Origin of the sequence: Nonomuraea sp. NPDC050153 (genome assembly GCF_044460125.1) — a bacterium.
Taxonomy (GTDB): domain Bacteria; phylum Actinomycetota; class Actinomycetes; order Streptosporangiales; family Streptosporangiaceae; genus Nonomuraea.
Genome location: NZ_JBITJQ010000003.1, coordinates 566,034 through 592,497, shown reverse-complemented (window position 1 = coordinate 592,497; position 26,464 = coordinate 566,034). Strand labels below are relative to the sequence as shown.

26 protein-coding genes are annotated in these 26,464 nt (G+C 71.2%); 11 read left to right on the top strand and 15 right to left on the bottom strand.

All coding sequences use genetic code 11. From position 1 onward, the window contains the following. Position 1 precedes the first annotated feature (1 nt). The 7 genes from ACIBQ1_RS11270 to ychF form a co-directional block, all read right to left on the bottom strand. The gene (locus ACIBQ1_RS11270; RefSeq protein WP_397276494.1) at positions 2 to 2,281 is read right to left on the bottom strand and encodes a type IV secretion system protein; all 2,280 of its coding nucleotides are present in this window, start codon (positions 2,279 to 2,281) and stop codon (positions 2 to 4) included. After that, positions 2,278 to 4,755, bottom strand: a complete 2,478-nt coding sequence (locus ACIBQ1_RS11265) for an ATP-binding protein (RefSeq protein ID WP_397276492.1) — start codon at positions 4,753 to 4,755, stop codon at positions 2,278 to 2,280. The genes ACIBQ1_RS11270 and ACIBQ1_RS11265 overlap by 4 nt, the downstream gene beginning before the upstream one ends. Before the next feature lie 47 nt (positions 4,756 to 4,802). Further along, positions 4,803 to 7,844 (bottom strand): TcpE family conjugal transfer membrane protein, encoded by a 3,042-nt coding sequence (locus ACIBQ1_RS11260; RefSeq protein ID WP_397276490.1) that lies wholly within the window; start codon positions 7,842 to 7,844, stop codon positions 4,803 to 4,805. Positions 7,845 to 7,899: 55 nt separating this feature from the next. Next, positions 7,900 to 8,145 (bottom strand): hypothetical protein, encoded by a 246-nt coding sequence (locus ACIBQ1_RS11255; protein ID WP_397276760.1) that lies wholly within the window; start codon positions 8,143 to 8,145, stop codon positions 7,900 to 7,902. An 81-nt stretch (positions 8,146 to 8,226) separates the two neighbouring features. Beyond that, the gene (locus ACIBQ1_RS11250; RefSeq protein WP_397276489.1) at positions 8,227 to 8,946 is read right to left on the bottom strand and encodes a conjugal transfer protein; all 720 of its coding nucleotides are present in this window, start codon (positions 8,944 to 8,946) and stop codon (positions 8,227 to 8,229) included. A gap of 622 nt (positions 8,947 to 9,568) precedes the next feature. After that, the gene (locus ACIBQ1_RS11245) at positions 9,569 to 9,868 is read right to left on the bottom strand and encodes a hypothetical protein (protein WP_397276488.1); all 300 of its coding nucleotides are present in this window, start codon (positions 9,866 to 9,868) and stop codon (positions 9,569 to 9,571) included. A gap of 216 nt (positions 9,869 to 10,084) precedes the next feature. After that, entirely contained in the window at positions 10,085 to 11,161 is a 1,077-nt protein-coding gene (gene ychF / locus ACIBQ1_RS11240; RefSeq protein WP_397276486.1) for a redox-regulated ATPase YchF, read from the bottom strand. Between the two features lie 79 nt (positions 11,162 to 11,240). Between ychF and ACIBQ1_RS11235 the strand changes: the two genes are divergently transcribed. Further along, positions 11,241 to 12,497 (top strand): DNA recombination protein RmuC, encoded by a 1,257-nt coding sequence (locus ACIBQ1_RS11235; protein WP_397276484.1) that lies wholly within the window; start codon positions 11,241 to 11,243, stop codon positions 12,495 to 12,497. Positions 12,498 to 12,512: 15 nt separating this feature from the next. Next, positions 12,513 to 13,019, top strand: a complete 507-nt coding sequence (locus ACIBQ1_RS11230; RefSeq protein WP_397276482.1) for a DUF6542 domain-containing protein — start codon at positions 12,513 to 12,515, stop codon at positions 13,017 to 13,019. Here the strand turns inward: ACIBQ1_RS11230 and ACIBQ1_RS11225 are convergent. Then, a complete protein-coding gene (locus tag ACIBQ1_RS11225) occupies positions 13,016 to 13,981 on the bottom strand; it encodes a 4-hydroxy-3-methylbut-2-enyl diphosphate reductase (RefSeq protein WP_397276480.1) in 966 nt (321 codons plus the stop codon). The genes ACIBQ1_RS11230 and ACIBQ1_RS11225 overlap by 4 nt on opposite strands. Before the next feature lie 100 nt (positions 13,982 to 14,081). Here ACIBQ1_RS11225 and ACIBQ1_RS11220 point away from each other — a divergent pair, with 100 nt between their 5' ends. Genes ACIBQ1_RS11220 through ACIBQ1_RS11205 form a run of 4 tightly spaced genes read left to right on the top strand, consistent with a single transcriptional unit; the run spans position 14,082 to position 17,407 of the window. Then, a complete protein-coding gene (locus ACIBQ1_RS11220) occupies positions 14,082 to 15,167 on the top strand; it encodes a hypothetical protein (RefSeq protein ID WP_397276478.1) in 1,086 nt (361 codons plus the stop codon). 27 nt (positions 15,168 to 15,194) lie between these two features. Continuing rightward, positions 15,195 to 16,418, top strand: a complete 1,224-nt coding sequence (xseA, locus tag ACIBQ1_RS11215) for an exodeoxyribonuclease VII large subunit (protein WP_397276477.1) — start codon at positions 15,195 to 15,197, stop codon at positions 16,416 to 16,418. Positions 16,419 to 16,443: 25 nt separating this feature from the next. Next, positions 16,444 to 16,800, top strand: a complete 357-nt coding sequence (locus ACIBQ1_RS11210; RefSeq protein WP_397276475.1) for a VOC family protein — start codon at positions 16,444 to 16,446, stop codon at positions 16,798 to 16,800. A gap of 1 nt (position 16,801) precedes the next feature. Beyond that, on the top strand, positions 16,802 to 17,407 hold the full coding sequence (locus ACIBQ1_RS11205) for an MBL fold metallo-hydrolase (RefSeq protein WP_397276473.1): 606 nt from the start codon (positions 16,802 to 16,804) through the stop codon (positions 17,405 to 17,407). Here ACIBQ1_RS11205 and ACIBQ1_RS11200 read toward each other — a convergent pair whose 3' ends face one another. Beyond that, the gene (locus ACIBQ1_RS11200; protein ID WP_397276471.1) at positions 17,408 to 18,016 is read right to left on the bottom strand and encodes a TetR/AcrR family transcriptional regulator; all 609 of its coding nucleotides are present in this window, start codon (positions 18,014 to 18,016) and stop codon (positions 17,408 to 17,410) included. Positions 18,017 to 18,097: 81 nt separating this feature from the next. Between ACIBQ1_RS11200 and ACIBQ1_RS11195 the strand changes: the two genes are divergently transcribed. Continuing rightward, positions 18,098 to 18,511 carry a nitroreductase family deazaflavin-dependent oxidoreductase gene (locus ACIBQ1_RS11195; RefSeq protein WP_397276469.1) on the top strand — a complete coding sequence of 138 codons (414 nt, stop codon included), beginning with the start codon at positions 18,098 to 18,100 and terminating at the stop codon, positions 18,509 to 18,511. A gap of 147 nt (positions 18,512 to 18,658) precedes the next feature. Here the strand turns inward: ACIBQ1_RS11195 and ACIBQ1_RS11190 are convergent, their stop codons facing one another. The 3 genes from ACIBQ1_RS11190 to ACIBQ1_RS11180 are packed head-to-tail and all read right to left on the bottom strand — an operon-like array spanning position 18,659 to position 20,099. Then, on the bottom strand, positions 18,659 to 18,928 hold the full coding sequence (locus ACIBQ1_RS11190; protein ID WP_397276468.1) for an exodeoxyribonuclease VII small subunit: 270 nt from the start codon (positions 18,926 to 18,928) through the stop codon (positions 18,659 to 18,661). A gap of 20 nt (positions 18,929 to 18,948) precedes the next feature. Continuing rightward, positions 18,949 to 19,479: a DUF4245 domain-containing protein gene (locus tag ACIBQ1_RS11185; protein ID WP_397276466.1), complete on the bottom strand. Its 531-nt coding sequence runs from the start codon at positions 19,477 to 19,479 to the stop codon at positions 18,949 to 18,951. A gap of 11 nt (positions 19,480 to 19,490) precedes the next feature. Further along, a complete protein-coding gene (locus ACIBQ1_RS11180) occupies positions 19,491 to 20,099 on the bottom strand; it encodes a TetR/AcrR family transcriptional regulator (RefSeq protein ID WP_355369540.1) in 609 nt (202 codons plus the stop codon). A gap of 240 nt (positions 20,100 to 20,339) precedes the next feature. Here ACIBQ1_RS11180 and glpX point away from each other — a divergent pair, with 240 nt between their 5' ends. Further along, entirely contained in the window at positions 20,340 to 21,374 is a 1,035-nt protein-coding gene (glpX, locus tag ACIBQ1_RS11175) for a class II fructose-bisphosphatase (protein ID WP_355369538.1), read from the top strand. Between the two features lie 88 nt (positions 21,375 to 21,462). Here the strand turns inward: glpX and ACIBQ1_RS11170 are convergent, their stop codons facing one another. Together ACIBQ1_RS11170 and ACIBQ1_RS11165 are read right to left on the bottom strand one after the other, a co-directional pair. After that, on the bottom strand, positions 21,463 to 22,113 hold the full coding sequence (locus ACIBQ1_RS11170; protein WP_397276463.1) for a DUF1707 domain-containing protein: 651 nt from the start codon (positions 22,111 to 22,113) through the stop codon (positions 21,463 to 21,465). A 74-nt stretch (positions 22,114 to 22,187) separates the two neighbouring features. Further along, complete coding sequence (locus ACIBQ1_RS11165; RefSeq protein WP_397276461.1) at positions 22,188 to 22,739, bottom strand: TetR/AcrR family transcriptional regulator; 552 nt, start codon at positions 22,737 to 22,739, stop codon at positions 22,188 to 22,190. Between the two features lie 74 nt (positions 22,740 to 22,813). Between ACIBQ1_RS11165 and ACIBQ1_RS11160 the strand changes: the two genes are divergently transcribed. The 3 genes from ACIBQ1_RS11160 to ACIBQ1_RS11150 all read left to right on the top strand — a co-directional run bounded on the left by ACIBQ1_RS11160 (position 22,814) and on the right by ACIBQ1_RS11150 (position 25,513). Next, positions 22,814 to 23,533 (top strand): SDR family oxidoreductase, encoded by a 720-nt coding sequence (locus ACIBQ1_RS11160; protein WP_397276460.1) that lies wholly within the window; start codon positions 22,814 to 22,816, stop codon positions 23,531 to 23,533. A 72-nt stretch (positions 23,534 to 23,605) separates the two neighbouring features. Then, positions 23,606 to 24,301, top strand: coding sequence for a DUF998 domain-containing protein (locus tag ACIBQ1_RS11155; protein WP_397276458.1), 696 nt, complete (start codon positions 23,606 to 23,608; stop codon positions 24,299 to 24,301). A gap of 39 nt (positions 24,302 to 24,340) precedes the next feature. Continuing rightward, entirely contained in the window at positions 24,341 to 25,513 is a 1,173-nt protein-coding gene (locus ACIBQ1_RS11150) for an MFS transporter (RefSeq protein ID WP_397276456.1), read from the top strand. Between the two features lies 1 nt (position 25,514). Here ACIBQ1_RS11150 and ACIBQ1_RS11145 read toward each other — a convergent pair whose 3' ends face one another. After that, positions 25,515 to 26,459 carry a Gfo/Idh/MocA family oxidoreductase gene (locus tag ACIBQ1_RS11145; protein ID WP_397276454.1) on the bottom strand — a complete coding sequence of 315 codons (945 nt, stop codon included), beginning with the start codon at positions 26,457 to 26,459 and terminating at the stop codon, positions 25,515 to 25,517. Positions 26,460 to 26,464: the final 5 nt, after the last annotated feature.

Here is a 26,464-nt window from a genome sequence, read left to right as displayed (position 1 = left end):
CTCAGTCCTTGTCCGGGCTGCTCGGCTTGAGCCAGAACGGCACATCCGGGCTGTCGCCTCCGGAGCCGCCGCCGTTGCGGCTGCTGCGCAGCCAGAGGGGCGGGGCCTCGGAGGTGCGGGGCGAGGGCTCGTCCGAGCCGAAGATCCGGGGACCTCCCGAGCCGCCGCTCGACCGGACGCCGCCGTTGGCCCTCGAACCGCCGCCGAACATGCTCCCACCCGAGCCGCCGCCCGAGCCGCCACGCGACCCGCCGCCCGAACTCCCGCCCGCGCCGCCGCCGAACAGCCCACCGCCGCCACCGCGCGAACGGGTGCCGCCCGACCGGGACCCGCCCGAGCCGCCGAACCGCGAGCCGCGGGAACCCGACGAACCGCCACGGGACGCCCAGCCGCCGCCGGACCGGCCGCCGAACCAGCCGCCCGCCGAGCCGCCGCCGGAGGAGGCGCCGGACCCGCCGGAGGCCGTGCCACCGGCGCCGGACGCGCCGGCCGTCCGGGGACCGCCTGCCGCGGGGCCGCGGGTGCGGGTGGGCGCGCCCAGGTTGAGCGGTGGCGCCGTACCCCTGCGCGGCTCCATCGGCGCCCTGGCGGCCGCCTTGCCGCCCTGCGAGTCGGTGTCCAGCGGCGCCGCCGTGGCCGGGACCCTGGTGCCCGCGGGAACGCCCTCGCCCTCCTCGGCGCGTACCCGGGCCTGCCCCGTGCTCGCCGCCGCCGTGGCCGCGGCGCCCGCCGCGTTGGCCGCGCCGGCCGCCCTGATGAGCGGCTCGGCCTTACGCAGCCCCCAGCGGCCGATCCGGGCCGAGGCGACCGGCGGCAGCGCGCCCGCGGACCGTTCGAGGACCGACGAGCTCGCCGCCTCGCCCAGCATGCGGGTGGCGACCGTGTGGCCGTTCATCGAGGCGAACAGGTGCTGGAACGGCCTGCGGTAGAAGAACACCGCGATCGTCAGCAGGGCCATGAACAGCACCTGCAGCCCCCATGGCATGGCCGTGGAGATGATCAGCGCGTAGCCGTACACGAGGACGCTGAGCACCAGCGTGAGCACGGCCTGCCTGAGCAACGTGCCGATGAGCATCTCCACCCAGCGCATGGCCACGATCCGGCCGCTGCCCGGATGGACGCCGATCAGCAGGAACACGGGCCCGAGGATCAGCAGCAGCAGGAAGCCCACCTTCAGCACCAGCAGCGAGACCGCCACCAGGAAGATGAGCAGCCCGGCCACGATGGCCGCGATGAACGCGCCGACGGCCACGCCGAGCCGGTTGGACCAGTCACGGCCGGAGAAGACGGTGTAGACGGGGTCGTTCTTGAGCTTGTCGGCCAGCGAGGCGTACTCCGACTGGCGGGCGCCCACGTCGGGCGCCGGCTGGCCGGCCACGGCCCGCGGGACCGACTGCATCTCCAGCACCTTGCGGCCCCAGTCGCGCACGATCGGCTGCTGCGGGTCGGCGGTGCCGAACAGGCCCACCAACCACGGCTTGCAGACCAGCGTGGACCACAGCGCGTCGGCGTTCTGGTCGACGCCCGGCGTGCCGCTCTGGGCGTAACCACCGGCCTGGACCCTCGCCTCGGCCCCGCCGGGCGGCGGCAGGCAGGACGCCCCGCCCGCGCCGGGCAGGCCGGAGAAGGCCGAGTTGACGACCTCGCCGGTCTTGTCGGTGACGACCTTGCCCAGGCCCGTGAAGTCGCCGGGACGGCTGAGGAACCAGACCGCCACGGTGACGGCCAGCACCATCCAGATCACGCCCTCGGCGGTCGTGGTGGCGCGCTTGCGGATCAGCCCGTACCAGGCCAGCCAGATGGCGCCGAGGATGACGACCGGCTGCAGGAAGGGCCAGTACATGGCCTTGGAGAGGTTCGTGACGATGTCGTCGACGACGTCCTTGATCGCCTGGAGCGGCCCTTCCGTCGCCGCCGCCTGGTACGTGGTGATCGTCAGCCGGTCGATGGCCTTGGCCGCGGTGAAGATGCCGTTGGCCCACATGTTGCCGAGCACGGCCACGTACTCGGAGCAGCCCAGGTCATGGGTGTGCCAGAACTGGCCGCTCATGCCGAACTGGCCGTAGTTGGTGATCGGCGTCTGCGGCCCGCCCTGGGGAGCCGGCGCCTGGATCAGGCCGTCGGTGCCACCGCCGACCATCTCCGGGTTGAGCGGGCCCGACAGATCACAGGGTGCCGCCGCGGCCGGGGCCGACAGCCCGCCCACCACGATCGGAACCACGAGAATGCTCGTGACGAGCGCGAGCGCCAGTGCGAGCCGTCGAGACAGCCGGATCTTCATGACCGTACCTCCTGCGCCCTGCCCACGCCCCCCTGAAGATCATCATGCCCGCTGCCGTCGGGTTTGTCGTGCGTCGGGTTCGTGTCGAGCCAACGGAGAAGTTCCTCGGAGATCAGGTCTACTCCGATCCGCCCCGCCCTGCCATCCAGATCACGGAAAATGCATTCGCCGTTGCCGAGCGAGCGCAGCACGGCCTTGTGCTCCTCCGACTGCTCCACCCCGAGCAGGGACATGACGTGGTCCACCTCCACCCGTTCGGTGGACCTGAACGCGAAGACGGACGACAGGCAGTTGGTCACCTGCTCGTTGAGCAGGTCGCCCGCGTTCTGCGAGACCAGCACGAGAGCGGTGTTGCGGGAGCGGCCCATCCGGCTGACCTCGGGCACCAGCTTGGCGCCCTCCGGCGTGGAGGTGATCGCCCACGCCTCGTCCAGGAAGATCGCCTTGGGGGCGCGCCGGTCGAGGCCGTTCATCAGCCTGCGCGCGAACTGGGAGACCAGGTAGAGCAGCGCCACCGACAGGCGCTGCTCGTAGGAGTAGTCGTCCCTGGTCGTGGCCACGTCGGGCAGCGTCAACCCGCCCAGCGTGAACACGGTCGTCCACCCCTCGCTGTCGATCTGGTCGCCGCCCGAGGCGTCGAAGCAGAGCCTGGCCAGGTGCATCTCCGACATGGAGCGCAGCACCGCGCCCAGGTTCTTCGACGCGGGGTCGTCGGCCTGCTCCAGGAACTCGACGACCTTGCCCAGCGACGGGTCGGGCGCGTTGGAGACCGCGGCCACCGCCTGGATCATCGCCGACTCGCGCTCCTCCGACATGCGGGGCAGCAGCAGCCGCAGCGTCTCGGTGGCCATGGTCTTCTTCGCCGCGATGTCGTCGCCGAACGAGAACGGGTCGAGCAGCCCCGGCGCCGCCGACCCCAGCGGGATGATGCGGGCCTTGCGGCCCCGCTTCTCCAGCAGGCGCACGAGCGACTCCGCGTCGCCCTTCGGGTCGATCACCGCGACCGTCACGCCCCTGAGCGCCATCTGGTAGATCATCAGCAGCGCGAGCGTGGTCTTGCCGCCGCCGGGCTCACCGGTGATCGCGATGGCGGTCGGCCGGTTGCGGGTGGCCGCCACCAGCGGGTCGAAGTGCACGATGCTGCGGGCCCTGCCGACGGTCTCGCCGATGTACGGGCCACGCCAGCCCTCGGTGCCGTCATCCAGCCGGTCGCCGAGATCGACGGTGGCGGTGGCCATGCCGCCCGCGATGGTGCGCAGCGGCTGGCGCTGCGCGTAGGCGTTGACGCGCACCTTCTCGCCCGGCAGCGTCTCGCAGAACAGCGAGAACTGGTCGCCCGTCGAGTTGACCACGTCGATGCCCATGTCGCGGTAGTGCTCGACGACCGCCTCCACGCGCTGCACGCACATGTCCTCGGTGGGGGCCGACACGATCAGGCGGTGCCAGCCGTACACGAAGGGCAGGCGCTCCTTCGTGATGCCGTGCTCCAGCATGCGGGCCGCGTCGATCTGCTCGGCCAGCGCCAGCGGCGCCTCCGCACCGGCCTCGCGGATGTGGTGATCCATGTCGCGGGCGTGCGCGAGCTTGCGCGCGACGTCCTTGGACGCCTTGACCGGCGGGATCAGCCGCATCCGCGACGAGATCTCCACGGGGAAGGCGAGCTGGTCCGCGAAGTGCATCCACGGCTCGCCGTCCGGGAACGGCATCAGGTCGGGGAACCTCGCGAACGACAGGTAGGCCACGTACGAGTCGCCCTGCGGCTGCACGATGCGCAGCAGCGACCTGCCGTTGTGGATCTCCCCCTCCACCAGCGACTCGATCTCGCCCTTGCCCCAGCGCCGCTTCGGGCTGGCCGATGGCGGCGGGTCGCCGAGCGCGCCCGAGGCCGCGTGCTGGAACAACCACGCCACCTCGACGGAGGTGGCGTGCCTGGCGTAGAGGGCGCTCGACGCGAGCGCTCTGCCGAGGCGTTCGGCCTGCTCGGTCCAGCGCCCGATCTCGCTGTCGGGGACGTGGTCGTCCTCCATGCCGAGCGCCTTCTCGGTCTTCTGGTAGAAGCCGAAGAGCTGGGACAGCACGCCGGCGCCGAGCTGCTTGCCGCGCGGGCCGAGCCGCACGCCGAGGTAGACCTCCTTGGACCAGAAGTCCTTCGCCCAGACGTGCCGGTACATCTCCTCCAGGTAGTCGCGCCAGCCAGCCCCCTCGTCGGACGTGGCGTTGAGCGCCATCGCCCACTCCGCGGCGGGGTACGTGCGGTGCGCGACCCTCAGGTGGACCTCGGCGTCGGGCATCCTGATCGCGGCCAGCGCGATCGTGATGTTGGTGGCCAGCGCCTCGCGTTCGTCGGGTGTGACGAACTCGTAGCTGACCGTCGGAAGGCGGAAGTACGCCCATGCGCAGGTGTCCGTGAGCAGGATGCGGTCGTCGAAATAACGGACCCCAAGGCGCTGGTGCGCTCGTGCCGCCCTGCTCATGCCGCCCCCTCGGCGCATGAACGGGCCAGACCTGCTCGCTTGTTCACTTATCGCTCACCGATTCTCGTGCCCGGGGGGTCACTCGCCCACTCCTCCTCGCTCGGTCGGACGGTCTGTGCCTGTGCCGCGAAGCCCGCGATCACGACGCCGGCCAGGGCGAGGTAGGCCCGCTTGCCGGCCGTGCGCAACTGCCCCGGGTCGACGACCTCCACGCCCTCGGGCGCCAGACCGTCCTCCCAGGGGACCCTGACGATGGCCCGGCACCTGCCCCTGGCCACCGACTCCGCCTGCTCGACGTCGGCCATCGAACGCCTGCTCACGCCGTTGACCACCATGACCGCACGCCTGCGCAGCTCCGCGCAGCCGTGCCCGTCGAGCCACTCGTACGTCATCGCCACCGCCTCGGACGCCTCCTCACTCGCGGGGACCACCAGGACGAGCTGGTCCGCGTACGGCAGCAGCCTGGCCGCCAGCGCGGCGGCCGGGTCGATGACGGCGAGCTTGTAGTGGCGGTCCAGCAGGCGCATGGACTCGCCCAACCGGTGGTCGGAGAAGAACGACCGGTCCGCCAGGCGCTGCTCGGCGCCCGCGTCGGTGTCCGCGCTGATCACCTCCAGCCCGGAGGCGGTCCTCGTGGTGTACCCACGCATGGTGAGATACCCGCTGACGCGGTCGAGCCCGGACAGCAGCGAGGTGAGAGTTTCGGGCGTCTCCGGCTGGATCTTGCTCGTCAGGGTGCCGCCGCCGGTGTTGGCGTCGACGGCCACGACCCTGTCGTCGCGGTATCTGGCGAAGGTGTGGCCCAGCATGAGCGCCGTCGTGCTCTGACCGGCGCCGCCGGTGCAGCCCAGGACCACGATCCTGCGGCTGCCGCCGAACACGCCCCTGGCCCTGGCCTCGTCGATCTCGGACCCGTCCGTCCGGACCCCGCCGCCGCCGACGACCACCTGCGCGATCCTCCGCCACCCCCCGGAGTCGCGCCCCACCACCGACTCGACCCGCCGCACCCGGCCTTCACCCGGACGGGGGACGGGCACGGGGGCGACGAAGTCACCACCCCGCTCATGAACCGCACCCCGGCCCTCACCAGCGCCCGCCGCCGTGCTCTGAGACCCATCGGCGCCCGCCGCCGTGCTCTGAGGCCCATCGGCGCTCGCCGCCGCAACGCGCCGGTCACCGGCCGCCGGGCCACGTGCGTCGGGCACAGCCGCACCCTGGCCGCCGCGCGTGCCGGACAAGGGCGCAACCCGATCGCCACGCGTGCCGGGCAGGGGCGTGACCGGCGCATCGCCCTTCGCGGCGGGTCGCCGTGCCGTGACCCGCTCGGGCCGATCACCGACCGCACCGGGCTCCTGCGCGTCGGCGCCGCCGGGCGCATCTTCGGTGCCGAGCACCTCTGCGTTGCCGGGCGCGTCGGCGGCTCGCTGCGAGACACCGCGCTCCGGCTCGTCATGCACCGGCTCGTCATGCACCGGCTCGTCGTGCGTCGCCACCGGCGCTTCCACGTCCCCGGGCGCATCCACGCCGTCACGTCCTTCGGCGTCCCCGGCGTCCTCACCGACCAGCTGCAGCGTGCGGCCTCTCGGCCCGCCGTGCACCGTACCCGGCGCGTCCACGCCATCCGGCGCATCCGCGGCCTCACCGACCGACTGCGGCGCGTCCGCGTCGTCGCGCGCCTCGACGGCGTCGCCAACCGTCTCCGGCACGTCGTCCTTCGGCACGTCACCCGTCGCACCCGCCGCGTCCATGCCACTACGCGCCCCCGCGACCTCGGCCGACGGGCGCGGCGAACGGTCCGGCGAATCCGGCGCGCCTGCCGACGAGCTCGGCACATCAGGCGTGTTCGGCGTCTCACCCTGCCGGATCGGGGCGGCGTCAGCGGTGTGCGTCGCGGGGCGCGTGGTGGACGGGCGGGGCAGGGGCTTGGCGTCGGGGTTGAGCGGCGGCCAGACGCGCTGCGGCCCGGACAGCACCGGAGCGGTGCCCAGCCGAGGCGGCTGCCCCTTCCTGTGCTGGTCCCGCGCGACCTCGTCCTCGCGCCGCTCCTTTTCGGGTTCCTGCCGCTCCCCCTCAGGACGTCCCGAGGATTCGGCGGGCGCGTCGGCGCTCGCCGCGAGCCTGCGCAGCCGCCGCAGCGCCTCGGTGTCGATGGGCTTGCCCGCAGCGGGCTTGTGGCCCTCCGTCTCCCTGGCCGGCCCGGCCGCCTCGCGATCGGCCCGCGCGTCCTCGGGCGATCCGTGACCGAGCCCTTGTACGTCCCCGGCCCGGCCCACAACCTCCTGGCCCCCGGCGGCGGCTTCGCGACCCCGCGTCCCGGCAGCAGGCTCCTGAGCCCCGACGTCGGCCAGAGGGGCGGCGGCCTCTCCCCACTCCGGGTGCTCCCGGGCGGAAGGTTCGGAACCCTCGTGGACGGCGGGCGGCAGAGCGTCCTGACGGCGTCCAGGACCGCCTGGAAGGGCCTCCTCGCGCCGCAACGCACCGACCCCGGCCCTCGGTGCCGAAGGCGGCGCCGTCTCGCGTACCCGGGCCTTGAGGGCTGGCGCGGTGCCGCGGCGGGTGCCCCAGCGGCCGGTGGTCGGCTCCGCCACGGGAGCCTGGGAAGCGGCGGCGGCAGCGGCCGCGACGGCCGGGCGGACCTGGCGCGGCCCGGAGATCCGCTGGCCCTCGCGCCGACGCTGCGGCTGGCGGGCCTTGCGGGGCGCCTTCGACTTGGCCCGCGCGGGGGTGGTGCGCCAGACGCGACCGGAGAACGTGATCGTCTCGGATTCCGACGTGGGCGCGAGGCGGTACCACGCCTTCGGCTGGCCAAGATAGCGGAGCTGGGACTCCAGGAGCTCGGTGAGCCGCTTGCCCTCGATGACGGGACGGGTGGACAGCCAGGTCACGATCCCGGGCGGCACGAGGTAGAGCACGTGCCACGGCATCTCCACGGGCACGCCCACCAGGACCAGCAGGAGCGACCACGGAACGAACACCCCGACGAAAACGCCGATCCAGACGATCGGGAGCGGCATCGGCAGCCGTAGGTCGTACAGCTTGTAGAGCCGCTTCTCGATCCGCCAGATGTTCGTATATGTGGGCAGATCCACGCCGGTCCTCCTCTCCACCCGCTCGTACATGACCGCCGCGGAGCGGTCTCAACCCTTACTTGATGCCCAGTGCACCCGCGATTGCCTTCGCCGTCACCTCAATGATGTTGGGAACGTAGAAGATCACGCCGATGGCCACAGCCAGTATCAAGAACTGCACGAAACGTGTGATCTCGCGGGTGAAGAGGAAGAAGAGCGCGACCACGGAGACGACGACGAGGAACAGCGGGGCGAAGAACCCGCGCAGGAAGTTGGCCAGACCCCCGGTGTCCGGGCCGGTGGCCGGGGGCGTAGGCGTCATCTCGAGCAAGTGGAGCAGTACGGTCTTCAAGGTCACTTCTTGTCCTCCCGGGGGGTACCGATGAGCGGCGTGGCCGTGCCTCTATCCAACAACCCGGCCGGCGCCGCGGATGTCGGCGACGAACCACTTGTCGCCCTGCTTCTCGACGGTCAGCCGGTAGGCCATCTCCAGCGTGCCGCCCACAGCCGCGGCATCGGTGGTGTCGGGGGTGGCGGACGGCTCGCTGTTCGGCACGACCCACACCACGACCGCCTGGATCTCTCGGGTGGCACCCCCCACAGGCACCACGACCTTCTTCAGCTCCCTGAACGTGAACGTGCCGCCGAAGCTCGGCAGGGTCCGGCCCGCGGCGACGTAACGCTGCAGCCCGGCGGCGTCGCCGGAGGCGTAGTCGGTGAAGAAACCCTTCAGTTGCTCTTTGAGCTCGCTCGCGGTGGCCTCGTCGGTCTCCGGCGCGGCCACCTGCGGCACGTCGGCCGGGGCCGGGGCGGGCAGGACCGCGGGCCGGCCGACCACGGCGAACCTGCTGCCGGCCTCGTCGCCCGAGTAGTAGAGCGGGACCGACAGCATCAACCTGCGCGGGCCTGACTGGAAGGCCACGCTGACCAGGGCGTTGTGAGCGTCGCTCGCGTCGATGTCGTACGGCTGGATGGCGACGGCCGCGAACTTGCCGTAGCCGTCCCAGCCCATTTGCGGATCCATGCCCTCGGCCAGGAAAGCGGCCAGCTTACGCGACCTGCTCGCCGCGTCGTCCGGGCTGAAATTGAGATAGACCCCGGCGAACTGGGCGGCGAAAGCCATGCCCCGGTCGGCGGGAAAACCGTGATGAGCAGGCGCGACGCCATTGGGCGTCGCTGCCGTTTGTTGGGTAAATCGCTCAAATGGGGCACGAACCCCATTAACCACGACAACGACGATAAGCGCCCAGAGAATGACACGACCGGTCCATACCAGCCATCGCCCGCCGCCACCCGGCCAGCCGCGCCGCGGCCGGCGAGGCGGCGGCGCGTCGAAGTCAGCCGTGTCAAGGCGCGCGGAAAGCCCGGGGTCGCCAGCGATCCGAGGATCGTGCTGGACGGTAGACCTACGAGCCATCACGCCTCCGCTCGCGCCGATCCCCCCGGCTGGCGCGGTGTCGTCCGTTGCCGATCCCCATCATCCGCGGTGAAGTAGTCACCCTATCCGGTCTCCGCCATTGTTCCAGGAAAGCCACGCCCATGCTGCGGCATGACCGTCCTGACGGCAAACCGGAGCAGAGGGCAGGCGTCATTGCCGATTCCTGAGACTTCCCGATGGAATCGGCTTTTGACCAGGCCAGATACCTAAAATGGCATAGCCCGACGGCCACGGATTCCTGTCCAACCGGGCATGGACTCTCGCTACCTGCGGATTTGGTATGGATCGCGGAGCGGAGTCAAGGCCGTCAGGCGGGCTCCGGGTCCTGGCTGGGCCGCGGCTGACGCCTGCTGTGGAGGTCCACGACCGTCGGCTGCACCGCCCGCTCCAGGGAGCCGCGCAGATCCGCCAGCATGTCGGCGGCGTCCCGCTCACGTATGCGCGTCGCCATCTCGTTGCGCTCGTCGACCTTCCTGCGGAGGTACGCCTCGCGGTTGACGCGCAGGCCGTACATGAGCTCGACCCTGATCAGGGCGAGCTCCTCCTCAAGGCTGATGCCCGCGAGCGTGGGCGCTGGACGTCGTTTCCGGATGATGCGACGGATCATTGAGGGCCTCCCGAGTCAGCGTGAACGCCGTGACGATTCGACGCGCGGGGGCCCAAAGTGGTTGACGCATCAGTTATCCCGGGATCAGACGTCCTACCGATTCCCGGGATCAGACGTCTTCTGAGGGGGCATCGCCGCCGTCACCGAAGGTAACTTACCGTAGCGAACGGCGGCTTTCCGTGATTGACCACGCGGACACCCCGGCCCGTGCCGTGCTCAGACGTTGAAGCGGAACTCCACCACGTCGCCGTCTCGCATGACGTACTCCTTGCCCTCGACGCGGGCCTTGCCCGCCGCTCGGGCGTTGGCGACGGAGCCGACCTCGACCAGGTCGTCGAACGAGACGACCTCGGCCTTGATGAAGCCGCGCTGGAAGTCGGTGTGGATCACGCCGGCCGCCTCGGGCGCGGTGGCGCCCTTGGGGATCGTCCAGGCCCTGGTCTCCTTCGGCCCGGCCGTGAGGTACGTCTGCAGGCCGAGCGTGTCGAAGCCGACCCTGGCCAGCTGCCGCAGCCCCGACTCCTCCTGGCCGACGGACTGCAGGAGCTCCAGCGCCTCCTCCTCGTCGAGCTCGACCAGCTCCGACTCGATCTTGGCGTCCATGAAGACCGCCTCGGCGGGCGCGACCAGCGTCGCCAGCTGCTCCCGGAGCGCGGAGTCGCCCAGCTCGTCGGAGTCGAGGTTGAACACGTACAGGAACGGCTTGGCCGTCAGCAGGTGGAGGTCGTGCAGCTCCTCGCGGTCGAGGCCGCTCTCGAAGATCGTCTTGCCGGTCTCCAGCACGCTCAGCGCGGCCTCGGCGGCCTCCAGCGCGGGCTTCTTGTCCTTGTTGGTGCGCGCCTCCTTCTGCAGGCGCGGGATGGCCTTCTCGACCGTCTGCAGGTCGGCCATGATCAGCTCGGTGTTGATGGTCTCGATGTCGCGCTTGGGAGAGATGTCGCCGTCCACGTGCGTGACGTCGGGGTCGCTGAAGACGCGCACCACCTGGCAGATCGCGTCGGTGTCGCGGATGTTGGCGAGGAACTGGTTGCCCCTGCCCTGCCCCTCCGAGGCGCCCTTGACCAGGCCCGCGACGTCGACGAACTCGACCTTGGCGGGCAGGATGCGGGCCGAGCTGAAGATCTCGGCCAACTTGGGCAGCCGGTCGTCGGGCACGCCCACGATGCCCACGTTGGGCTCGATGGTGGCGAACGGGTAGTTCGCGGCGAGCGCGTTGCCGGACTTCGTCAGCGCGTTGAAGAGCGTGGACTTGCCGACATTGGGCAGACCGACGATACCGATAGAGAGACTCACGGACCCCAAGTTTACGTGCCCGGCGTAACGAGCGTGTCGGGTCGGAACGGCGCGTCGAAGTCCTGCAATCATCGATCAAGTGGACGTCGTCTCGCTTCTCGTAGGTCTGGTCGCCGGGCTCGTCATCGGATTCCTGGTGGCCAGGACGCGGGCCGCGGTGCGGGTGGCCGAGGCGGACGCGCGGGCCAGGTCGGCCGCCGACAAGCTGGTCTACGTCGAGGAGCAGCTCGCCGAGCGCTTCCAGGCCCTGTCCACGCGCGCCCTCGACGTCAACAACGTCCGCTTCCTGGAGCTGGCCGAGACCAGGCTGGCCGCCACCCGCGCCGAGGCCACGGGCGATCTGGAGCAGCGCAGGCAGGCCGTCGAGCACCTGGTGGAGCCGCTGAAGGACGCGCTCGCCCGGGTCGAGTCGCAGCTGCGCGACACCGAGTCCGGCCAGCGCGTGGCCCGCGCCGAGCTGGCCAAGCAGATGGAGTTCGTGCGGCAGAGCAACGAGCAGCTGCGTTCCCAGACCACGGCCCTGGTCAGGGCCCTGCAGCGGCCCGAGGCGCGGGGCAGGTGGGGCGAGCTCCAGCTGCGCAGGGTCGCCGAGATCGCCGGCATGCAGCGCCACTGCGACTTCGACGAGCAGGTCACCGAGGGCCCCATGCGCCCCGACATGGTCGTCAGGCTCGCCGGCGGCAAGAACATCGTGGTCGACTCCAAAGTCTCCCTGGCGGCCTATCTGGAGGCCGCGGAGGCGTCCGACGAGAGCCTGGCCACGGTCAGGCTCGACGCCCACGCCCGGCACGTGCGCGAGCACATCGACCGGCTGGCGGCCAAGTCCTACTGGCAGGGCTTCAACCCGTCGCCCGAGTTCGTGGTGCTGTTCATCCCCGGCGAGGCGTTCCTGGCCCCGGCGCTGGAGCGCGATCCCGGGCTGCTGGAATACGCCATGACGCGGCGGGTCCACATCGCCACGCCGACGACGCTGATCACGATGCTGCGCACCGCGCACTACGCCTGGCAGCAGGCCGCGCTGAGCGAGAACGCGCGAGCGGTGTTCGAGCTGGGCAAGGAGCTGTACGAGCGGCTGTCGTCCCTCGGCAGGAACGTCGAGTCGCTCGGCAGGGCGCTGACGCGGGCCGTGGAGGCGTACAACAAGTCAGTCGGATCGCTCGAAAGCCGCGTCCTGGTCACCGCTCGCAAACTGAACGATCTGGGCGTCGTGGACGGCGATCTCGACGCTCCTGAGATGCTCGAAGGCCTGCCCAGGCCCCTGGCATCCCCCGAACTGCTGGAAACCTCACCTCTGCTTTCCCACTCGAACGGTAAGTTGGCCAACGGGTCGCAATAAATCGGGGGTGGGGCATTGGGTGAGAAGAGGCGTTCCGCGGTCAGGCTGACCGCTCGCGGCGCCATCGCGCTCGCCCTGGTCACCACCTTGGCGGGCTACGTGCTGGCGGCCCTGCTCGCCATCCAGTACGTCGTGGGCGCGGCCTTCGTGCTGTCGAGCCTGCTGGGCGTGCTCATGGTCAACCGGCGCGAGCTGCTGTCGCTGGTGGTGACGCCGCCGCTGGTGTTCTTCTGCGCCACGCTCTTCGTCGAGCTGGGGCGCGCGTTCGGCTCGGTGTCGATCGTGCAGTCGCTGGCGCTGGGCCTCTACACGTCGCTGACGCAGGGCGCGCCGTGGCTGTTCGCGGGCTCGGCCGTCGTGCTGGGCGTCGCGTGGCGGCGCGGGCTCCGCGACAACGTACGCGACCTGCGGGAGGAGCTGAAGGCGGGCGCGGAGGTGTCGCGCCCGCGCCAGCCGTTCGTGCCCGAGCCGGAGGGCTACTTCGAGCCCAAGGTGTACGGGACGCCGCGCGGGGACGACTAGGAGACCCGCAGGTCCTTGCGCAGCTCGTGGGGCAGCGCGAAACGCATGCGCTCCTGCACCGACTCGACCTCGGTCACGTCGCCGAACCCGTGCTGGGCCAGCCGCGCCAGCACCTCGTCGACCAGCTCCTCCGGGACGGAGGCGCCGCTGGTCACGCCGACCGTGGTGACGCCGTCGAGCCACTCGTCGCGGATGAAGTTGGCGTTGTCGACGAGGTAGGAGGCCTCGGCCCCGTAGTCTTTGGCCACCTCGACCAGGCGCTTGGAGTTGGAGGAGTTGTCCGAGCCGACCACGATGACCAGCTGCGCCTCGGCGGCGATCTCCTTGACCGCGACCTGCCGGTTTTGGGTGGCGTAGCAGATGTCGTCGCTCGGCGGGTCGATCAGCGTGGGGAAGCGCTCCTTGAGCCGGGTGACCGTCTCGTTGGTCTCGTCGACCGACAGCGTGGTCTGCGACAGCCAGACCAGCTTGCTCGGGTCCTTGACCTGCACTTTGTCGACCGCGTCGAGCCCGTCCACGAGCTGGATGTGGTCGGGGGCCTCACCGGAGGTGCCCTCGACCTCCTCGTGGCCCTCGTGCCCGATCAGCAGGATGTCGTAGTCCTGGCTCGCGAACCGCCGCGCCTCGTTGTGCACCTTGGTGACCAGCGGGCAGGTGGCGTCGATGGTGCGCAGGCTGCGCCGCTGGGCCTCGTCGTGGACGGCCGGGGACACCCCGTGAGCGGAGAACACCACGATCTCGCCCTCGGGCACCTCCTCGGTCTCCTCGACGAAGATGGCGCCCCTGGCCTCCAGCGTCTTGACGACGTGGGTGTTGTGGACGATCTGCTTGCGTACGTAGATCGGCGCACCATACTGCTCCAGAGCCTTCTCGACCGCTACCACGGCTCGATCGACTCCGGCACAGTAGCCGCGTGGCTTGGCTACGAGTACTCGGCGGGAAGTGGGGGTCTGGGGCTCCATACTTTCTATGCTACGTGGAGCGGCCGTCAGGCCCGCGCGTGCGTGGTTGCCCGCGGTTTGCCAGACTAGCCGTCCATTACTGACCTCCCAGGGAGACGTCATGTCCCTCAGCGACGTGATACGCAACATCGCAAAGACCGTCACCAACAAAGACGAGCTGAAGGAGAAGGCCAAGGACCTTCCGCTCCTCGTCATCCAGACCACGCTCAGCGCGGCCGGGCAGGCACTGCTGGTCGTCGACCGGGTGAAGAACTCCATCAAGGGCCTTGGCAACAAGCAGGAGCGGGAAGAGGAGTCGTACGACTCGCGCCCCTCCGCCGCCGAGCAGGTGGCCGCGGCTCCGGCCGCGGACGAGGAGAAGCCCGCCCGCAAGGAGCCGGTGATCTTCGCGCCGCGGCCCAGTGCGGCCGAGCCCAACGGCGTCGCCAAGACCAAGCCCGACCCCGTCATCTTCGCTCCGGCGGGCAAGTCGGAGTCGGCGTCCACCGCCAACCCCGAGACCGCCGCTCCTGCCGCCGAGCCCAAGCCCGCGACGACGGAGGAGCCCACCTCGGCTCCCAAGGCCGCCGCCGAGACCACGGTCACGGAGAAGCCCGCCGAGACCGCCGTCGCGGACAAGCCCGTGGAGGCCGTTGCCGCGGAGAAGCCCGCCGAGGTCGAGCCGAAGGCCGCCGTCGTGGAAGAGGCCGCCCCCAAGGCCGCCGCGGAGGAGGCCGTCGCCGAGCCGGAGGCGCCCGTCGTGGAGGCGGAGCCGAAGGCCGCCGTCGCGGAAGAGGCCGTCGCCGAGGAAGCCCCCAAGGTGGAGGCCGCCAAGGTGGAGGCCGTGGTCGCGGAGCCCGTCGCGGAGCCCGTCGCCGAGCCCGTCGCCGAGGAGGCCGTCGAGGTCAAGCCGAAGCGCACCCGCAGGACCGCCAAGAAGCCCGCCGCCGTCGAGGAGCCCGCCGCGGCCCCCGAGGCGACCGTGGCCCCGGAACCCGCGTCCGAGCCGGCCGCCGCCCCCGCGGACCTGGCCGAGCCGCTGCCCGGCTACTCCGAGCTGACCGTCGCGTCCCTGCGCGCCAGGATGCGCGGCAAGACCGCCGAGCAGATCAGCGACTTCCTCACCTTCGAGAAGGCCACGAAGTCGCGGCCCGAGGTGATCAAGATGTTCGAGAACCGCCTGGCCAAGCTGCAGGCCGGAGAGTAGTCGTACCTACCCCGTAGTCTTCCAGCCATGACCGACAAGACCTCACCCGAGTCTCCCCTGCCGATCCGCACGGTCCTGCAGATGGTGGGCGGTTGGATCGGCAGACTCGGCACGGTCTGGGTCGAGGGCCAGATCACCGATCTGAGCGCTCGTGGCGGCACGGTGTTCATGACCCTGCGCGACCCGGTCGCCAACGTTTCGGCCAAGGTCACCACCCCGCGCGGGGTCTACGAGGCCGCCGTACCGAGGCCGGCTGACGGCGCCAGGGTCGTGATGCAGGTCAAGCCCGACTTCTGGGTCAACAGGGGCTCGTTCGCCTTCACCGCGCTGGAGATCCGCCCGGTCGGCGTGGGCGAGCTGCTCGCCCGGCTGGAGCGGCTCAGGCAGCTGCTGGCCACCGAGGGGCTGTTCAACGCCGACAGGAAGCGGCGGCTGCCGTTCCTGCCCGGCACGATCGGGCTCATCTGCGGCCGGGACTCCGCGGCCGAGCGCGACGTGCTGGAAAACTCCCGCAGGCGCTGGCCGGCCGTGCGGTTCAAGGTCGAGGAGGTGGCCGTCCAGGGGCCTTACGCGGTGGGCGAGGTGACCGAGGCGCTGCGCAAGCTCGACGCCGACTCCTCGGTCGACGTGATCGTCATCGCCCGCGGCGGCGGCTCGCTGGAGGACCTCCTGCCGTTCTCCGACGAGACGCTCGTACGCTCGGTCGCCGCCTGCCGCACCCCCGTGGTGAGCGCGATCGGCCACGAGCAGGACAGCCCGCTGCTCGACCTGGTGGCCGACGTGCGCGCGTCCACCCCGACCGACGCGGCCAAGAAGGTCGTGCCCGACGTCGGCGAGCAGCTCTCGCTGGTGCGCCAGCTGCGCGACCGGGGCCGCAGGGTGCTGAGCGGCTGGCTCGACCGCGAGATGTCCTGGCTGACGTCGGCGCGCTCGCGGCCGTCGCTGGCCGACCCGGTGCGCGAGCTGGAGCGCCGGGCCGAGCAGGTCGAGTCGCTGCGCGACCGGGCCAGGCGCTCGTTGTCCGGCTCGCTCGACCGGGCCTCCGACGACCTCACCCACCTGCGGGCCCGCCTGATCACGCTGTCCCCCGCGGCCACGCTGGAGCGCGGGTACGCCATCGTCCAGCACCCGTCGGGCGAGGTCGTACGCCTGGCCAAGGACGTCTCCCCCGGCTCGTTGCTGACGATCCGCCTGAGCGACGACCGCCTGACCGTACGCGCGGAGAAGCCGGGCGAACCCGGGGACACGTGATCGATCCGGGGTCCACCGTCGGCGCATGAGAGGACTCGTGCAGGTCGCCCAGCACGCCGACGACCTCGACAGGGCCACCGCTTTCTACCGTGACGTGCTGGGCCTGCGGCACATCGCCACCTACCGGCCGCCCGCACTGGCCTTCTTCGACCTCGACGGCGTCCGCCTGCTGATCGAGCGGGGCGCGCCCTCCTCGGTGCTCTACCTGGCCTCCGACGACCTGGAGGGGGACGTGGCCCGGCTGCGTTCGCACGGCGTCGCGATGGTCGAGGAGCCGCATCTGGTCTTCACCGACGACGGCACGTTCGGCACGCCGGGCCGGGAGATCCGCATGGCCGCGTTCAAGGACTCCGAGGGAAATCTGCTCTGCCTGATGACCTAGCGTGGGAGGTGTGAAGCTAACAAAGTTCACACATGCCTGCATACGTGTGGAATACGAGGGGCGTGTGCTGGTCATCGACCCGGGGATCTGGAGCGAGCCCTCCGCGCTGGACGGGGCCGACGCGGTGCTCGTCACCCACGAACACGCCGACCACGTGGACGTGCTGCGGCTGCTCGGGGCCGGGGTTCCGGTGTTCGCGCCGGCCGGGGCGGAGTTGGGGGCGCTGCCGTACACGCCGGTGAGCGCGGGCGACGACTTCTCCGCGGCGGGCTTCCGGGTGCGGGCGCACGGCGGGCGGCACGCGCTGATCTACGGCGACCGGCCCGACTGCGCGAACCTCGGCTACCTGCTCGACGGCTCCCTCTACCACCCGGGCGACTCGGTACACGTGCCGGACGAGCCGGTGGAGACGCTGCTGGTGCCGCTGCAGGGGTCGTGGCTGAAGACCGTCGAGGCGATCGACTTCGTACGGGCGGTGCGGCCCCGGCGGGCGTACGGGATCCATGACGCCCAGCTCAACGATCGCGGGCTGAGCACCGCGAACGCCTGGCTGGCCAAGGAGACCGGCGACGGCTACCGCTGGCTGGCCCCGCGCGAGACCGCGTAGCTAGCCGGGCCCGGCGAGGACGGACGCCGCCACGTCGGCCAGGCCGGTCTTGATCTCGTCGATCGTCATCCCGCGCTGCTCCCGCTGGAACGCGATCAGGCAGGCGTTGACCGGCGCCAGGAGCACGTCGGCCAGGTAGGGCGCGTCGCCGCGCGGGCAGGCCTGGCCGAGCAGGGCGGCCAGGTGGACGTGGTGCACCTGGTACGGCCCGCCGAACCTCTGCGCCTTGCCCCCCTGCTCCAGCAGCATGAACAGCCCCTGCTGCGCCACGATGCGGTCGACGAGCGCGTGCAGGAAGGCCGTGATCCGCTCGCCGGCCGGGGCGCCCGGGCCGAGCGGCGGCGGCCCCGAGAAGAACGCCGACTGGAACTGCCGCTCCTGCTCGTCGATCAGCGCGTAGACGAGCCCGGCCCGGTCGCCGAAGCGCCGGTAGACGGTGCCGACGCCGACGCCCGCGACCTTGGCCACCTCGTCGAGCGAGAGCTCGTCGGCGCCGCGTTCGGCGATCATCCCCGCGGCGACCTCGATGATCTTCTGCCGGTTGCGCGCGGCATCGGCCCGCTCCGGCTGAGGTTGCCCGATGACGGGCAGCAATCGACGTCCGCGCACGGGTGGAGCATACCGCTGGCAACCGGAGAACTCTCCGATTATGCTCGATCCGGAGAGTTCTCCGATTACGAGGAGTCTGAGATGCCCAGCGAGTTCAACCAGCAGATCATCGACGAGTTCCGCGCCAACGAGGGGCGGGTCCGCGGCAACTTCGAGGGCACCCCGCTGGTGCTGCTCACGACCACGGGTGCCAAGAGCGGCAGGCCGTCGACCACGCCGGTGCTGTATTTGGCGGACGGCGACCGTTACGTCGTCATCGCCTCGAACGGCGGCGGCGACAAGCACCCTGCCTGGTATCACAACCTGCGGGCCACGCCCGAGGCGACGGCGGAGGTGGGCGTCGAGAAGTTCGAGGTCAAGGCCGTGGTGCTGGAGGGCGAGGAGCGCGACCGGCTTTACGAGCGGGTGGCGGAGAAGTGGCCGGGGTTCCGCGAGTACGAGGCCAGGACCAGCCGCCGCATCCCCGTCCTGGCCCTCCACCGCGCGGCCGGCTGACCCTCCGAACGGCCCCACGCGCGGGGGTTCGGCGCCCCCGGCCATCACAGGGGCGGCCGTCGGCAGGCGTCACGCGGAGGGCCCTCCCGCGCCGCCGGAGGGGCGGCTCAGGGGCCTGGACGGCCCCGTGAGAGGGCGGGTGAGGCGTCAGAAGGGGGCGTTGTTGGAGTTGGCCGCTGAGGGCTCGGAGCGGCGGGCCATGGCGGCGGCGAGTTTGACCCTGGCCCCCTGGAGCCACTCCTCGCAGACCGCCGCCAGCTTCTCGCCGCGCTCCCACAGCTCGATGGACTGCTCCAGGGTGAGCCCACCGGTCTCCAGGCGGCGCACCACCTCGGTCAGCTCCTCGCGGGCCTGCTCGTATGAGGGTGCCTTCTCGTCTCCTGCCACGACCACCACCCTAGACGGGGCGGCCGACATCCGCGGACCAGGCGACCGCGTCAGCCCTGGGGGCGCTGCTGCAGGACGGAGGCCAGTTCGGCGAGCTCCGTCCAGTCGGCGGTGCCGGTGATCACGAGCGTGACCTCGGGCAGGACCCGGACCAGCGAGCGCTGGTTCTTGTCCTCGCGGAAACGCTGCTCCCACTGCACCCCGCCCACCTGCTGGGTGCCGACGGCCTTGTCGGTGTTGGCCATGCGGCTGGCGAACCCGGCCGCCGGCTGCTCGTTGCTCTGCGCGAACATCGCGTGCTGCCGCTTGGCGGTCGCGTAACCGAGGAAGAGGACCTGGGCGCCGTTCTCGCCCTTGGCGATCTTGTTGCTGTTGGGGATCCAGCTCGCCGGGTCCTTCTGCGGCGCCCACACGCCGTACGGCACCGAGTGGCCGAAGTTGGCGACGGTGATCGAGTAGTTGAGCCGCGGAATGTGCTCCTCCCGACTCTGCGGGGTGACCAGCAGGAACAGCCCGGCCGCCGCGAGGCAGACGAACAGCGCTACCGCGTAGCCGTAGAAACCTTGGGTGAACCGTCGCACAGTTGGCGAGGTTACCCGCTGGAGGAGGCGGTCGCCGAAGTGGCCGGGCGGATCTGGCCGATGATGGCGAGCACCTCCTCGGCCAGGCCGCGATCCCCCGTACGGACGACCTCGGACACGGCCGCGGCCAGCGCGCCCGTGACGACCACCACCAGCGCGCCCTCGTCCTCGAACAGCGCCGCGTTGAGCTGCGCCCACTTGCGCAGCCGGTCGCGCATGACCACGTCGAAGCCGGGCGGCCCGTCGCCGCGCAGGAACAGGTCGGCCAGCTCGCGCTCCTCCAGGCACCCGTCGAGGTAGGCGCGGGCGGCGCTGATGAACACGCGCATCGGGTCGGTCTCGCCGTCGGCGCGGGCCGCGCGGGCGGCCTGCTTGGTCCGCTGCGTCTGCCTGGCCTGGAACTCCTCGAACAGCGTCAGGTAGAGATCGGCCTTGCCGGAGAAGTGGTGGTAGAGGCTGCCCACGCTGGCGTCGGCCCTGGCCACCACGTCGGTCACGCCCGCCTCGGCGAACCCGTTGCAGACGAAGACCTCCCTCGCGGCGGCGAGAAGCGAGCTACGCGTGGCGGCGCCGCGCTCCGACGTCCGCGGCTGGGCGGCCACGTTTTCCACTTCGCTCATTCGATCTCCTCCAGGCTCCATGGTGGAGGCAAGATCTTCGACGCGCACATCGTATGGCGCAAAATCCGTTCTCCGTTATGGCAGGGCAACCGTGTCGAAGCTTACCGATGTCGCCTCCGACCCGCCCCTGCTGCGAGGAAGGGGTCATCTCGGGCAGGGGATGGGCGGATTATCCGCCTATGGGCGGGAAAAGAGGGACAACTACGATCGACGTAGATTCCCCATAGGAGGCTGCTCATCATGTCCGATCAGACATCCGTACCTCCCGCGCTCGCCACGGGCGAGCACGCCCCTGATCGCAACCTGGCGTTGGAGCTCGTGCGCGTCACGGAGGCGGCCGCCATGGCGGCGGCCCGGTGGGTCGGCCGCGGCGACAAGAACGGCGCCGACGGCGCGGCGGTGAACGCCATGCGCCAGTTGATCAACACGGTTTCGATGAACGGTGTGGTGGTCATCGGCGAGGGCGAGAAGGACCATGCCCCGATGCTGTTCAACGGCGAGCAGGTGGGCGACGGCAGCGGCCCTGACTGCGACGTGGCCGTGGACCCCATCGACGGCACCAGGCTGACGGCGATGGGCATGCCCGACGCGGTGTCGGTGATCGCGGTGAGCGAGCGCGGCTCGATGTACGACCCGTCGGCCGTGTTCTACATGGAGAAGCTGGTCACGGGCCCCGAGGCGGCCGACGTGGTCGACATCGAGGCCCCCGTGTCCGTGAACATCAACGCGGTCGCCAGGGCCAAGCACTGCTCCCCCTCCGACGTGACCGTGGTCGTGCTCGACCGGCCCCGGCACGAGCGGCTGGTCAAGGAGATCAGGGAGGCGGGCGCGCGGATCAAGTTCATCATGGACGGCGACGTGGCCGGCGCGATCATGGCGGCCCGCATGGGCACCGGCATCGACCTGATGCTGGGCATCGGCGGCACGCCCGAGGGCATCGTGGCCGCGTGCGCGCTCAAGTGCCTGGGCGGCGTGATCCAGGGCAGGCTCTGGCCGCGCGACGACGCCGAGCGCTCCAAGGCCGTGGACGCCGGGCACGACCTCAGCCAGGTGCTCACCACGAACGATCTGGTCAAGTCGGACGACGTGTTCTTCGCCGCGACCGGCATCACGCACGGGGAGCTCATGCAGGGCGTACGGTTCCGCGCCGGCTCGGCGGTGACCGAGTCGCTGGTGATGCGCGGCCGGTCGGGGACCATCCGCAAGATCGAGAGCGAGCACCAGCTCTGGAAGCTACGGGCCTACAGCGCGATCAACTTCGACACGGCAGGCTGAGAGCGCGGCAGACGAGAGCGCGGCAGGCCGAGGAGGTCGCAAGCCGAGGACGCCGCAGGCCGAAGGTGCCGCAGGCCGAGGGCGTCGGTCAGCGGCGGCGCTTGCGGCGGGGAGGCTCCTTGACCTTCACGTCGCCCGCGAAGTTCGTGGTGCGCACCTCGACGACGGGCGCGCCGGGCTCGGTCGGCTGCTTGGTCAGCCGCACGGACTTGCCCTTGGCGACCCTGACCACCTCGAGCCCCTCCGGCACGTGGATCTCCAGCCCGCCGAAGACGAGGGTGGCGTTGATGATGATCTGCCGGTTCTGCAGGATCGCGTCGCGGAAGTCCAGCTTGGTGGTACCGAACATGGCCGTGACGTCCAGCTCGGCGGGCACGACCCAGCGCCCGCCGCGCTGCTCCTGCTTGAAGATGGCCGACACGGGGCGGCCGTCCAGGTTGAGCGGCTGCTGGTCGGCGGGCAGCAGGTCCTCGGTGAGCGCGGCCAGCTCGCCGAGCGTGCGCGCGGAGTAGAGCACGCCCAGCCGCTCCTCGAGCTCGTCGAGGGTGATCCGGCCGTCGGCGTGCGCGTCCTGCAGCACCTGGGCGATGCGTTCGCGATCGGCGTCGGACGCGCGGAGCTCGTGGGGCGGCGGCACGTCGCCGGTCGGATGCGGCCGCCGGGCCGACACCCACTCCTCGGCCAGCCGCTCTCCGACTTCCTGCAGCTTCGGCAGCCACGATTGCGCGCGTTCGTTCACACATCCGACGATAACCGGCGCCCGCGATAATCGCTCGTGCCAAATCAGCAGATGCGCTCCGTAAGTCGCGGGAATCAGCTGATGCGCGCCAGAAGTCCGGCGATTTCCTCGGCCAGTTCCTGATTCACGTCGGCGTGGCGGTTGAGCAACCGGTACCACATCGCGCCGAAGACGAGATCGACTGCCAGCTCCAGGTCCACGTCCTCCGGCACGGCGCCGCGCTCCAGGACCGAGCGCAGGGCGGCGCGGCGCGGATCGATGAGCTTGGCCCGCAACTCGGCGGCCAGGCCGGCGTCGGACTGGGCGTCGGCCATCAGCCCCACGACGACCTGCCCCGCGACCCCTCGCGCCAGCGCGAACGTCCGCTCCAGGAACGTCACCAGATCGGCCCGCGCGTCCCCGGTGTCCGGCAGCCCCTGGACCTCCTCGGCCAGGACGTCGGTCAGGGCCTCCAGCAGGACCTGGGCCTTCGTCTGCCACCACCGGTAGACGGTCTGCCTGCCGCTGCCCGCGACCTGGGCGATGCCCTTCATGGTCACGCTCTGGTACCCGTCGCGGGCGCACAGGTCGAGCGCCGCCCGGAGGATCGCCTTCCTGGCCACTTCACTGCGTGGTCTGCCAACCATGGGGCTCACTTTACAAGACACCATGCCTCGTTTATATTCGAGGCAAGATGTCTCGTATTGAGAGGAGCACGACGATGCGAGTAGTGATCGTCGGTGGCACGTCCGGCATCGGCCTGGCGGCGGCGGCCCGGCTGGCCGCGGGCGGCGCGGAAGTGGTCGTCACGGGCCGTTCGGAGGAGCGCCTGCGTTCGGCCTTGAAGCAGCTCGGCGACCAGGCGCGGGGCCCAGTGAGTGGGCAGGCCGTGGACGCGCGCGACACCGAGGCGATGCGGGCGCTGTTCGAGCGGCTCGGCGCCGTCGACCACCTGGTCGTCACCGTGACGGGCCGCGGCGGCGCGGGCCCGCTGGGCTCGCTGACCGGCGAGGCGGTGGTCGGCGCGGTGCGGAACAAGCTGGTCCCGCACCTGATGACCGCACAGGCCGCGCTGGGAGCCCTGAGCCCGGAGGGCTCGATCACCTTCGTGACGGCGGCCTCGGCCGGGGCGGCGCTTCCCGGCATCTCCACGCTGGCGGCGGTGAACGGCGCCATCGAGGCCGCGGTGCCCGGCCTGGCGGTCGAACTGGCCCCCATCAGGGTGAACGCGGTCTCCCCCGGCGTGATCGACACCGACTGGTGGTCGGAGATCGGGGACGAGGCGCGGGCCGCGTTCCTGGAGGGCACGGCCACGAGCCTGCCGGTCCGGCGCGTCGGCCTGCCCGAGGACGTGGCGGCCACGATCGAGTACGTGGTGCTCAACTCGTACACGACCGGGATCGTGCTGACCGTCGACGGAGGAGCGCGGCTCAAGGCCTGAGGAATCCCTGCGCCTCCCTCGCCGTTGATCTCGACAAAGAGTCCCGGCAAAGGGCGAAAGGGAGGTGTGTGCGTGCATCAACCGGCGCGGTGGGGTCTCGGTGTGGCGGGCGCGGGCATAGCGGTGATCGTGGGCCTGGAGCTGACCAGCCTCGACGAGATGAACCTGATCAGGCGGACCATCAGCGAGCACGGCCTCGGCCCCGACGGCTGGATCTTCGGGTTGGCGGTGGGGCTGCTCGCGACCGGGTCGGTGGCCATCGGGGTGTCGCTGGCACGCCAGAGGCTGGCCGGGGTCTTCGGCACCGTCGCGCTCATGGGGTGGAGCGTGGGGCTGTTCATGACGGCCTGGTTCGAGAAGCACGACTGGTCGGTCGGGCCGAGCCTGAGCGGCAGTGTCCACCGCGTGGGCAGCTTCGTCGCCTTCCTCTGCCTGCCGCTGGCCGCGGTGATCATCGCTCGCCCGTGGCGGCACCGCGAGCGGTCGCGCGCCACGCTGGTGGCCTTCGGGCTCGGGATCTGCTCGGTGCTGTGGGTGGTGGGCATCGCCGCGGTCATGTTCATCGGCGCGCGCAGCGGGCTGGCGTGGTGGCGCGTCATGCCGCTCGGCCTGGTCGAACGCGGCATGGCCGTCACGGAGGTGGGCGCCCTGCTCGCGCTCGGCGTCTGGGCCGCCGCCAAGCGGCTGGACCCGGCCGAGCGATCCGACCGGCTGGTCGACACCAGGGTCTGTGGGCTGGCGGAACGGAGTGGCGGGCAGCTAACCTGACCCAGCCTCACGTTTGATTCCCCCCATCAGGAGGCCGTCGTGCCGTCCTCGCGTGATCGTCAGGCCCGCATCGCCACGTACGTCGTCTATGCCGTGCAGGGCCTGTCCTTCGCCTCGCTGCTCATCCAGGTCGCGAACCTGCAGGCCAAACACGGCCTCGACGAGGGCACGCTGACGCTCCTGCTGCTGATCGTGCCCGTGTTCGCGGGGGTCGGCAGCGTGGCGGCGGGCACGTTCGCCGCCCGGTTCGGCAGCAGGGTGCTCCTGCGCGTCGCCCAGCCGGTGGTCGCGGTCGCCGTGGTGCTCGTCGGCCTCGCGCCCAGCGTGCCGCTGCTGGTGCCGGCGCTGCTGCTGTTCGGCGTGGCGGTGGGCGCGGTGGACGCGGGCATGAACATGCAGGGCGTGGCGGTCGAGCGCAGGTACGGCGTGCCGATCCTGAACGGGTTCCACTGCGTGTGGAGCGTCTTCAGCATGCTCGGGGCGGCGTGGGCGTCGGTGGCCGCCGACCTGCCGCTGCCGGTGATCATGTCGGCCCCGATGGTCCTGGCGCTGGGCGGCTCGCTCACGTTCGGGCGCGACCTGTGCTCGCCCGAGGAGGAGAAGGCCGAGGACGCCCCGGCGAGCGCCGCCGCGGGCAAGTTCCCGTGGCGGCCGATCATCCCGCTCTGCCTGGCCATGGGCTTCCTGTACATCGGCGACGCCGCGGTGTCGAACTTCAACACCGTGTTCATGAAGAACGTGCTCCAGGCCGGCCCGCAGGTGGTCCCGCTGGCCTACGTCGCCTACCAGGCGACCACGCTGGCCGTCCGGCTCGGGGGCGACCTCGCGGTCAGGCGGTACGGGCCCGCCGCCATCGTCAGGATCGGCGGCGTGATCGCCACTCTGGGCTTCCTCGGCGTGGTCCTGGCCCCGAACCAGCCGCTGGGCATCGTCGCGTTCGGCCTGACCGGGATGGGGCTGTCGGTGGTGGCGCCGCAGTCGTTCTCGGCGGCGGGCAAACTCGACCCGGCCGGGACCGGGGTCGCCATCGCCCGGGTGAACCTCTTCAACTACATCGGCTTCATCGTGGGCGCGGCCCTGGTGGGCGGCATCGCGGACGCGGTGGACCTGCGGTGGGCGTTCGCCGCGCCGCTCGTGCTGGCCGCCGTCATCATCGCGCTCGCCCGGGGCTTCGAGCCCAGGCGCCAGGCCCCGAACCCCTCCGCCGCCTGAGCTACCGCGAGCCCCGCACCTCCGCCACTTCGACGGTACGGCGCTCGCGGAGCGACAGGTCGGCGGCCTCGGCCACGTACAGCGCCTCCAGGGCGTCCTCGATCGTGCAGAGGCTCCTCTCGCTGGTCAGGAAGCCGTCGATCTCGTTGCGGTAGGCGGTCTCGAAGCGGGCGACGAAATCGGGCCAGGGGTCCTCCGGGCTCGGCGTGCCCTCGGCCGAGTGCAGCGGGGCGCGCGGGCTCAGGCCGACGGCCTGGGTGCGCCTGGTGCCGGCCAGCTCCATGCGGACGTCGTACCCGCCGCCGTTGTAGCGGGAGCCCTGCAGGGTGGCCAGCGTGCCGTCGTCCAGGGTGAGCAGCGCGGCGCTGTTGTCCACGTCGCCGGCCTCCGCGAAGAACGCGGCGCCGCGGTTGGCCCCCGTCGCGTACACGGAGGTCACCTCGCGGCCGGTCACCCAGCGCAGGATGTCGAAGTCGTGGATGTGGCAGTCGCGGAAGATGCCGCCGGAGGTCGCGATGTACTCGGCGGGCGGCGGCGCGGGGTCGGCGGTGATCAGGTGGACGCGGTGCAGCTTCCCCAGCTCGCCGGCGCGCAGCGCGACCGCCGCCGCCGCGTAGCCGGGGTCGAACCTGCGCTGGAACCCGATCTGCACCCGGTTGCCCGCGCTCGCCTCCAGAACCTTGACGGTGTCGTCCATGGTGCTCGCCACCGGCTTCTCGCAGAAGACCGGGATGCCCTTCTCGCAGGCCCTGATGATGAGTTCGGCGTGGGTGCCGGTCGGGGTCGCGACGACCACGGCGTCCGACTCGAACGGGTCCCCCGGCCTGCCGTACGGCGACGTACGCACGGGGTCGGCCACGATCAGCTCGTCCACCAGCGGATGCGCGGCCAGGGTCGCGGCGTGAAAGGCACCGATCCTGCCCAGACCCAGCAGTCCCACCCGCATGACGC

Coding starts and splice junctions, on each gene's coding strand:
- ACIBQ1_RS11145 (WP_397276454.1), bottom strand. CDS start 26,459: ATGCGGGTGGGACTGCTGGGTCTGGGCAGGATCGGTGCCTTTCACGCC.
- glpX (WP_355369538.1), top strand. CDS start 20,340: ATGTCCGATCAGACATCCGTACCTCCCGCGCTCGCCACGGGCGAGCAC.
- ACIBQ1_RS11270 (WP_397276494.1), bottom strand. CDS start 2,281: ATGAAGATCCGGCTGTCTCGACGGCTCGCACTGGCGCTCGCGCTCGTC.
- ACIBQ1_RS11160 (WP_397276460.1), top strand. CDS start 22,814: ATGCGAGTAGTGATCGTCGGTGGCACGTCCGGCATCGGCCTGGCGGCG.
- ACIBQ1_RS11165 (WP_397276461.1), bottom strand. CDS start 22,739: ATGGTTGGCAGACCACGCAGTGAAGTGGCCAGGAAGGCGATCCTCCGG.
- ACIBQ1_RS11245 (WP_397276488.1), bottom strand. CDS start 9,868: ATGATCCGTCGCATCATCCGGAAACGACGTCCAGCGCCCACGCTCGCG.
- ACIBQ1_RS11225 (WP_397276480.1), bottom strand. CDS start 13,981: ATGGAGCCCCAGACCCCCACTTCCCGCCGAGTACTCGTAGCCAAGCCA.
- ACIBQ1_RS11220 (WP_397276478.1), top strand. CDS start 14,082: ATGTCCCTCAGCGACGTGATACGCAACATCGCAAAGACCGTCACCAAC.
- ACIBQ1_RS11180 (WP_355369540.1), bottom strand. CDS start 20,099: ATGAGCGAAGTGGAAAACGTGGCCGCCCAGCCGCGGACGTCGGAGCGC.
- ACIBQ1_RS11255 (WP_397276760.1), bottom strand. CDS start 8,145: ATGACGCCTACGCCCCCGGCCACCGGCCCGGACACCGGGGGTCTGGCC.
- ACIBQ1_RS11210 (WP_397276475.1), top strand. CDS start 16,444: ATGAGAGGACTCGTGCAGGTCGCCCAGCACGCCGACGACCTCGACAGG.
- ACIBQ1_RS11265 (WP_397276492.1), bottom strand. CDS start 4,755: ATGAGCAGGGCGGCACGAGCGCACCAGCGCCTTGGGGTCCGTTATTTC.
- ACIBQ1_RS11250 (WP_397276489.1), bottom strand. CDS start 8,946: ATGGCTTTCGCCGCCCAGTTCGCCGGGGTCTATCTCAATTTCAGCCCG.
- ACIBQ1_RS11190 (WP_397276468.1), bottom strand. CDS start 18,928: ATGTCGGCCGCCCCGTCTAGGGTGGTGGTCGTGGCAGGAGACGAGAAG.
- xseA (WP_397276477.1), top strand. CDS start 15,195: ATGACCGACAAGACCTCACCCGAGTCTCCCCTGCCGATCCGCACGGTC.
- ACIBQ1_RS11195 (WP_397276469.1), top strand. CDS start 18,098: ATGCCCAGCGAGTTCAACCAGCAGATCATCGACGAGTTCCGCGCCAAC.